We start from the raw sequence: 8,480 nt of genomic DNA on the forward strand, positions 1-8,480 counted from the left end.
GGGGCTATTTCCGCGTTGCGCTAGCTGCGGAAACGCGGGGTCCGTTCAGGCTGTTGCGCTGAGATTGAAAATCAACCCACATAAGAAGCATGGCGGGCTTTGGGATCCCACCGGCCGGGCGCAGGGTTACCTCCCAAATCGTCCTCGCGCATGGCCGGCATTTGTCCTGCTCCTGCGGAGCTGCGGACAAACGCCGGCCTGCGCTGCGGAAAGATTTGGGAGGTAACCCTGCGCCCGGCCTGCGGCTACTATGGGACCGACGCACCAACTTGAAATGCTGCGCATACAAAGTTGGAAGGGTCTGAATTGCACTTTGTTGGGATGGGCCCGTTTCCCCATGGGACCTTTGCTTGGCAGGACTCTAATTTAAATTCAACAAAAACAGGGGCGCCCTCTTTGGGGATGCCCCTGTTCTGGCTTGGATGTGGTTGTTGAGACGATACTTTGCCTCGTCTTGCCTTATGCCAAGAACTCCTTGGTGGTTGCCACGATGTTGGCGGCGTCCAGGCCATACTTGTGCAGGAGCTCGGCGCCCGGGCCGGACTCGCCGAAGGTGTCGTTGACGCCGATCTTCTTGAGTGGCGTCGGGCGCTGCTCACACAGGACGTCGGCAACGGCGCTGCCCAGGCCACCGATCACGGAGTGCTCCTCGACGGTCACGACGTGACCGGTCTTGGTGGCGCTCTTGACGATCAGTTCGGCGTCGATGGGCTTGATGGTGTGCATGTTGATGACCTCGGCATCGATGCCCTCGGCAGCGAGCTGCTCGGCGGCCTCGAGAGCCTCGCCGACCATCAGACCGCAGGCGATGATGGTGACGTCGGTGCCCTCGCGCATGACGATGCCCTTGCCTACCTCGAACTTGTAGGTCTCGGGGTCGTTGATAACCGGCGAGGCCAGACGGGCGAAGCGCATATACACGGGGCCGTCGCACTCGTAGGCGGCGCGCGTCACGGCACGAGCCTCCACGTCGTCGGCGGGAACGATAACGGTCATGCCGGGGATGACGCGCATGAGAGCGATATCCTCGCAGCACTGGTGCGTGGCGCCATCCTCGCCCACCGAGATACCGGCGTGCGTGGCGCCGATCTTGACGTTGAGGTGCGGGTAGCCGATGGAGTTGCGAACCTGCTCAAAGGCGCGGCCGGCGGCAAACATGGCAAAAGTGCTCGCAAAGGCTACGCGGCCGGTGGTCGCGATACCGGCGGCAACACCCATCAGGTTGCTCTCGGCAATGCCCACATCGAAGAAGCGGTCGGGGCAGGCTGCCTTGAACTTGCCGGTCTGCGTGGCGGCGGCCAGGTCGGCGTCGAGGACCACAAAGTCGTCGTGCTCGTTGGCGAGCTCGACGAGGGCCTCGCCGTAGCTTACGCGCGTGGCGATTTTCTTGACGTCTGCCATCCTAGAGCTCCTCTCCGGCGGCCGTGAGCTCTGCCATGGCCTGCTCAAACTGTTCATCGTTGGGGGCCTTGCCGTGCCAACCAACCTGGTTCTCCATAAAGGAAACGCCCTTGCCCTTGGTGGTCTCGGCGATAATAGCGGTCGGCTGACCCTTGGTGGCGCGAGCCTCGGCAAAGGCGGCGCGAATCTGATCGAAGTCGTTGCCGTCGGCGAGCTCCACCACATGGAACTTGAAGGCGCGGAACTTGTCGGCGAGCGGCATGGGGTCGTTGACCTCCTCGACGGGGCCGTCGATCTGCAGGCCGTTGTGGTCGACGATCACGCAGAGGTTGTCGAGCTGCTGGTTGCCGGCAAACATGGCGGCCTCCCAGACCTGGCCCTCCTCGCTCTCGCCATCGCCCAGCAGGGCGTAGGTGCGATAGTCGTCGCCCCAGTGCTTGGCGGCAACGGCCATGCCCACGGCGGCGGAGATGCCCTGGCCGAGCGAACCGGTGGACATGTCAACGCCCGGGGTGTCGTTCATGTTGGGGTGACCTTGCAGATGGCTGCCGATGTGGCGCAGCGTCTTGAGATCCTCCTTGGGGAAGAACCCGCGCTCGGCGAGCACGGCGTACAGACCCGGAGCGCAATGGCCCTTGGAAAGCACAAAGCGATCGCGGTCGGCCTTGCGGGGATCGGCCGGGTCGACGTTCATTTCCTCAAAGTACAGATAGGTCATGATGTCGGCAGCGCCGAGCGAACCGCCCGGATGGCCGGACTTGGCAGCGTGCACGCCGGTGACGATGCCCTTCCTTACCTCGTTGGCAACCTTTTTGAGCTCTTCGTCGCTCATTGTGCCTTCCTTTCATCCTCTTAAGACAAGATGCGCACGGCACGGAAAGGTAGTCCCAACACAGCCGCGATGCACGTACGTCATTCATTATGCTGGAAACTGGAAGCTTTACCAGAGTATTTATCATTATTTGAACAATTGAGCAGGCAGAACCGCTGATGAAACGGTTTATCAATGTGAACGTCTTTTGGATGGAACGCAGTCGGCCCTACGCGTTAATGTCCTTGAATCCCTCACCGAAGGTTTCCGTAACGTCGGCGACCGTCACAATGGCGTGAGGATCGCGCTCGCGCACGATCGTTTTGAGGGTGTTGAGCTCGCGGCGGCTCACAATGACCATGATCACCGGCTTCTCGGCACCCGAGTACATGCCGGTCGCCCTAAACTTGGTGCAGCCGCGGCCCAGGCCATACATGATGTCGGCCGCGATATCGGGAAACTTGTCCGAGATGATGAGCACCATACGGCGCCTGTTGCCACCGTCGACCACGGCATCGATCACGTAGCCGCTAATGACCATCGAAAGGCCCGCATACAGCGCGTTTTCGACCGAAAAGACCGGGGCCGACAGCGCGCACACGGCAACATCGATCGCCATGACGGTCGAGCCAACCGGCAGCGATGTGTTGCGCGAGATGATCTGGCCGATCGTGTCAGAGCCGCCGGTGTTGGCACCGGCGCGCAACACCATGCCATACCCGATGCCCGTGATAATGCCGCCCCACATAGCGGGCAGCATCAGGTCGGCATGTGCCAGCGGCGCCACAAACGGAGCGAACAGGTCGGTGAAAAAGCCCAGCAGCACAAAACCGGTCGCCGTCTGCACCACGTAGAACATGCCACCCTCGCGCATAACGACCAGCAGCAGCAAGGCATTCATCACGATGGTCTGGATACCGACGGGAAGCGATATGCCATGCGAGGCGCCGACCGCCTGAATAATGGTGGCAAGGCCTGTGACGCCGCCGGCGGCAAGGCCGTTGGGGATCAAAAACAGGTCCGTCGCGATAGCTGCCAGGGCGCAGCCAAACATAATCTTGGGCAAGTCATGAAAGAAGTTCATCGAAAGAATGCGCTTGATGTCCAGACGATATGCCATGCTGCCTCCCTCAAAAAAGCGCACCCAAACGAGTGCGCTTTGAACTTCTTGCTGTATTCGATTCTACCGATTCACCGGGCAAATACCACCCCTGCGAAGTGTTTGCATCGACCCGGAGCCAATCATGTGCCTAGGCAGACGATGCTTCCGCATCGGCGTTGCCGGTTACCCAACGATGGTAGCCGATCACAAACGGATCCAGATCGCCATCGTCGAGAACGGCCTCGACGTTGCTGGTCTCCACGCCCGTGCGCAGGTCCTTGACCATCTGATACGGGTAGAGCACGTAGCTGCGAATCTGGTTGCCAAAACCGATCGTGGTCTTGGGCCCGCGAATCTCATCCAGGGCCTCGGCGCGCTTCTCGAGCTCGATCTCGTACAGACGGGCCTTGAGAATCTGCATGCACGCGGCCTTGTTTTGAATCTGGCTGCGCTCGTTTTGGCAAGTGACAACGATGCCGCTGGGAAAATGCGTCACGCGTACGGCAGAGTCGGTGGTGTTGACGCCCTGGCCGCCCGGGCCGCTCGCGTGATACACGTCCACGCGGATATCGTCGGGACTGATCTCGATGTCGATATCGTCAGGCAACACGGGAATGACCTCGACGCCGGCAAACGTGGTCTGGCGGCGCTTCTTATCATCGGTGGGGCTAATGCGTACCAGGCGGTGAACGCCGGCCTCGGCGCGCAGCATGCCAAACGCGTCCTTGCCCTCGACGGTAAAGGTCGCACGGTCGATGCCGATGACCTCAGCCGCGGGACAGTCGTTAATGGTGACCTTCCAGCCGCGACGCTGGCAGTACTTCATGTACATCTTAAAGAGCATGAAGGTCCAGTCCTGCGCCTCCAGGCCACCCTGTCCGGGCTTGATGGTCACAATCGCGTCGCCGTGATCGAACTCACCGGTAAACCAGCTCGAAAGCTCGAGCTCGTCGATAGCGCGGGCCAGGCGTTCTGCCGTAGCGGCAGCCTCCTCGCGCAATGCGGCGGCATCGGGGTCGTCGCCCATCTCCTCGGCAAGCTCCAGCGCCGCGCGGGCGTCAGATAGCTCGCCGCGCGCGGTATCCACGGCAGCGATATCTTCCTTGGCGCGAGCGATCTCCTCCATGGTTGCGCGAGCGGCGTCGGCGTCATCCCAAAAGCCGGGGGCCACGCTTTTTGCCTCGAGCTCGGTCACGCGCGTGCGCTTCTCGTCCAAATGAAGATACGACTCGACCTCGCCGAGCCGGTCCGCAAACGCGTCCAGCTCGGCGGGCGTTACCTCTAAAGCCTCGGCCATTAACGATTCCTGCCGTGGCAGTACTTGAACTTCTTGCCGCTGCCGCAGGGGCAAAGGTCGTTGCGGCCCACGTTGACATAAGGGTCATCGCTCTCGGACTTGCGGTAGGTGGTCACCTTGCCGCCGTTGTTGACAGCAGCCGGGCCTCCCTGGACGGCCGTACGAGCCTGAACCTGTGCCTGCTTGCGCAGCACCGAGCTGCCGTTGTCGCCATCGACGTCGGCGGGGCCGGAGAAGCGCGCACCCTCGAGCGCGGGGTCCTCCTTGTGCTCCACGGCCTGCGGGGCGGCCTTGATCTCGATGCGCAGAACGGTGCGCAGGTAATCCTCGTACATGGTGTCAACGAGCATCTGGAAGGCACCATAAGCCTCAGTCTTGTACTCGACCAGCGGGTCGCGCTGGCCAAAGCCGCGCAGTCCGATACCGGTCTTGAGGTAGTCCATCTCCTGCAGGTAGTTCATCCAGCGGGTATCGATGACGCGCAGCATGACCTGAGTGTTGAGCTCGCGCATGAGGTCCTCACCCAGGCGCTCGGCCTTCATGTTGTAGCACTTCTCAACGTATGCCAGGACATCGGCAGCCAGGGCCTCGAAGTCCTCGTCGGGGAACTTGGGCGTATCGATATGCCCGGTGAGCTCCACGACCCACTTGCGCAGGCCCTCCAGGTCGCGCTCACCATCGTGGCTGTCCTTGGTGCAGAACTCCTGCACGCAGCGGTACACGGTGTCGTGCATGACCTCGGTGATGTGGTCGGTCAGGTCCTTGCCGTCCAGAATCTTGTTGCGCTCGGCGTAGATGACCTGGCGCTGCTTGTTCATGACGTCGTCGTACTCAAGAACGCTCTTGCGCATGGAGAAGTTGATGCTCTCGACCTTGTGCTGGGCGCTCTCAACGGCCTTGGAGATGATCTTGTGCTGGATGGGCATGTCGTCGCCCATGTCGGCGGTAACCATCATCTTGGAGACGCGGTCCATCTTGTCGCCGCCGAACAGGCGCATGAGGTCGTCCTCGAGCGACAAGTAGAACTGAGTCTCGCCCGGATCGCCCTGACGACCGGAGCGGCCGCGCAGCTGGTTGTCGATACGACGGGACTCATGGCGCTCGGTGCCGATGACGGTCAGGCCGCCGGCGGCAAGCACGCGCTCGCGCTCGGCCTTGCAGGTCTCCTTGGCCTCGGCGTTAAACTGCTCGAGCTGCTCGGGCGTCACGTCCTCCATGGTCAGGCCCTCGTACTCAAGGCGTTCGCGCACCAGCTCGTCGGGGTTGCCGCCCAGCAGGATGTCGGTACCACGACCGGCCATGTTAGTAGCGATGGTCACGGCGCCGTAGCGTCCGGCCTGGGCAACGATATGAGCCTCGCGCTCGTGATGCTTGGCGTTGAGGACCTCGTGCGCGATACCGCGCTTGGTAAGGGCGGCCGACAGCTTCTCGGAGCTTTCGATGGAGACGGTGCCCACCAGGACCGGCTGGCCCTTGGCGTGACGTCGCTCGACGTCGTCGGCAACGGCGTTGTACTTGGCCTGGATGGTGCGGTACACCAGGTCCTCGTGGTCGACACGCTGAACGGGCTTGTTGGAGGGGATGACCTCGACGGGCAGCTTGTAGATCTCGCGGAACTCGGCATCCTCGGTGAGTGCCGTACCGGTCATGCCGGAGAGCTTGTCGTACAGACGGAAGTAGTTCTGAAGGGTGATGGTGGCCAGCGTCTGGTTCTCCTCGCGCACGAGCACGCCCTCTTTGGCCTCGATGGCCTGGTGCAGGCCCTCGGAGTAGCGGCGGCCTTCCATGATGCGACCGGTGAACTCGTCGACGATCTTGACCTCGCCGTTGGTGACCACGTACTGCTTGTCGCGATGGAACATGTACTGGGCCTTCAGCGCCTGCTGCAGGTGGTTGACCAGCTGGCCGGAGAGATCGGCATAGATGTCCTCGATGCCCAGGCGGCGCTCGATCTTCTTAAGACCGCGCTCGGTGGCGGCAATGGTGTGCTTGGCCTCGTCCATGACGAAGTCGCCCGTGGGCTCGACGTCCTCGGTGGCGGTGAGCATGTCGTGCGACACGTCCTCACCGCGCTCCAGGCCGCGCACGGCACGCGCGAAGTCCTTGTAGGTGCTGGCGGACTTGGTGCCGGCACCCGAGATGATGAGCGGGGTGCGTGCCTCGTCGATCAGGATGGAGTCGACCTCGTCGACGATGGCGTAATGGTGGCCGCGCTGCACGCGCTGCTCGGGGCGAGTGACCATGTTGTCGCGCAGGTAGTCGAAACCGAACTCGGAGTTGGTGCCGTAGGTGACGTCTGCCTGGTAGGCCGGGCGCTTAAGCTCGAGCGGCATGTTGTTCTGGAGAAGACCGACGGTCATGCCCAGGTACTTATAGATGCGCCCCATCCACTCGGAGTCGCGCTTGGCAAGGTAATCGTTGACGGTAACGACGTGCACGCCCTTGCCGGCAATAGCGTTGAGGTAGCCGGCCAGCGTGGAGACGAGCGTCTTGCCTTCGCCGGTCTTCATCTCGGCGATATGACCCTCATGAAGCGCCATGGCGCCGATGAGCTGTACGTCAAAGTGACGCATGCCCGTGATGCGCTTGGAAGCCTCGCGCACGGTGGCAAAAGCCTCGGGGAGCATGTCGTCGAGCGACTCGCCGTTGACGTAACGCTCGCGGAACTTATCGGTCTGGCCGCGGAGTTCCTCCTCGGTCATCTTCTCAAACTGGGGCTCAAGACCGTTGATCTGGTCGACGATCTTGTAGTAGCGCTTAAGGTCCTTATCGGATCCAAAGGACAGCAGCTTTGACATGAATCCCATGTGGTTTTCCTTTTTGGCCATCGCCCACGCCGTGCAGCTGCGGGCGAGTTAAACACAGATGATTGTACTTTAGCCAAACAAGGCGCGGCCTATACGGTCGACCTCGACCGCCACGTAATAACTATGACCAACCTGCCACAATGGGACAGGTTTATTTTGGCAAGTTTTATCTGAGCAAACGCCGTCTCTCTGCCATTTGGTGCCACGGGGACAGGTTAGCTTGCACCAATAAAAAGAAAAGGGCCGCGCACCCAAGTGGATGCACGGCCCTCATGCCATGAATGCGAGCGATTCCGCGGCGAGCTATTTACTCAGCAGCCTCGGTGGTCTCGGCCTCGGCAGCGGCCTCCTCGACGGGAGCCTCTGCGGGAGCCTCGGCAGCCTGCTTGGCAGCCTCCTCGGCGAACTTAGCGGCACGCTTAGCCTTCTCGGCAGCCTTAGCCTCAGCGGCGGCCTTGCGAGCGGCCTCGGCCTCAGCAGCCTTGGCGGCCTTGGCAGCCTTGGCCTCCTCAGCCTTCTTGAGCTGGGCGGCAGCGGCGCCACCGAACTTGTCGGCGAAGCGCTGGACGCGTCCACCGGTGTCGACGAACTTCTGCTGGCCGGTGTAGAACGGGTGGCACTCGTTGCAAAGCTCGACCTTCATCTCGGACACGGTAGCGTGCGTCTTGAAGGTGTTGCCGCAGGAGCACGTCACCGTGCACTCGACATACTGGGGATGGATACCCTGCTTCATGGTAGGACTCCTTATTAGTCAGGCGCTGGTTACCGATCAGCGCATAAGGCGTCTTGGTTTCCGACCAAGACAACAAACTCGGCTATGGTACCACGGCGCCGCGTGTCCCACAAAAGGTTCACGGTCTTTTCGGAACGACACGAATCTGACCTTGATTCTCATCTTCATTGCAACAGGCTCAGGACTCAGCGCAACGCGTTGCGCTGAGTCCTGAGGCGCGAATCCGGGTAGGCAACCCCAGAGGGGCCGGAATGTTAGCGTCAATATATTTTTCACCATTTTCACCAACGTATTTTCGCCAATCGCGCCAACGCGGATGCGCCGGATTC

General features: G+C 61.5%; 6 protein-coding genes. All 6 read right to left on the minus strand.

The annotated features are described in order from the left end of the window. Window positions 1–459: 459 nt before the first annotated feature. The 6 genes from I2E13_RS10660 to rpmE all read right to left on the minus strand — a co-directional run bounded on the left by I2E13_RS10660 (window position 460) and on the right by rpmE (window position 8,151). Window positions 460–1,401, minus strand: a complete 942-nt coding sequence (locus I2E13_RS10660; protein WP_195405093.1) for a transketolase family protein — start codon at window positions 1,399–1,401, stop codon at window positions 460–462. A gap of 1 nt (window position 1,402) precedes the next feature. Beyond that, window positions 1,403–2,233 carry a transketolase gene (locus tag I2E13_RS10665; protein WP_195405094.1) on the minus strand — a complete coding sequence of 277 codons (831 nt, stop codon included), beginning with the start codon at window positions 2,231–2,233 and terminating at the stop codon, window positions 1,403–1,405. 208 nt (window positions 2,234–2,441) lie between these two features. Continuing rightward, the gene (locus I2E13_RS10670; protein ID WP_117583025.1) at window positions 2,442–3,332 is read right to left on the minus strand and encodes a YitT family protein; all 891 of its coding nucleotides are present in this window, start codon (window positions 3,330–3,332) and stop codon (window positions 2,442–2,444) included. A 130-nt stretch (window positions 3,333–3,462) separates the two neighbouring features. Next, window positions 3,463–4,611 carry a peptide chain release factor 2 gene (prfB, locus tag I2E13_RS10675; protein WP_195405095.1) on the minus strand — a complete coding sequence of 383 codons (1,149 nt, stop codon included), beginning with the start codon at window positions 4,609–4,611 and terminating at the stop codon, window positions 3,463–3,465. After that, complete coding sequence (gene secA, locus I2E13_RS10680) at window positions 4,611–7,418, minus strand: preprotein translocase subunit SecA (protein ID WP_195405096.1); 2,808 nt, start codon at window positions 7,416–7,418, stop codon at window positions 4,611–4,613. Before secA ends, prfB begins: the two co-directional genes overlap by 1 nt. 307 nt (window positions 7,419–7,725) lie before the next feature. Then, window positions 7,726–8,151 (minus strand): 50S ribosomal protein L31, encoded by a 426-nt coding sequence (rpmE, locus tag I2E13_RS10685; RefSeq protein ID WP_006235303.1) that lies wholly within the window; start codon window positions 8,149–8,151, stop codon window positions 7,726–7,728. Between the last annotated feature and the right edge of the window lie 329 nt (window positions 8,152–8,480).

The organism is Collinsella aerofaciens, assembly GCF_015554145.1.
GTDB lineage: Bacteria > Actinomycetota > Coriobacteriia > Coriobacteriales > Coriobacteriaceae > Collinsella > Collinsella aerofaciens_AA.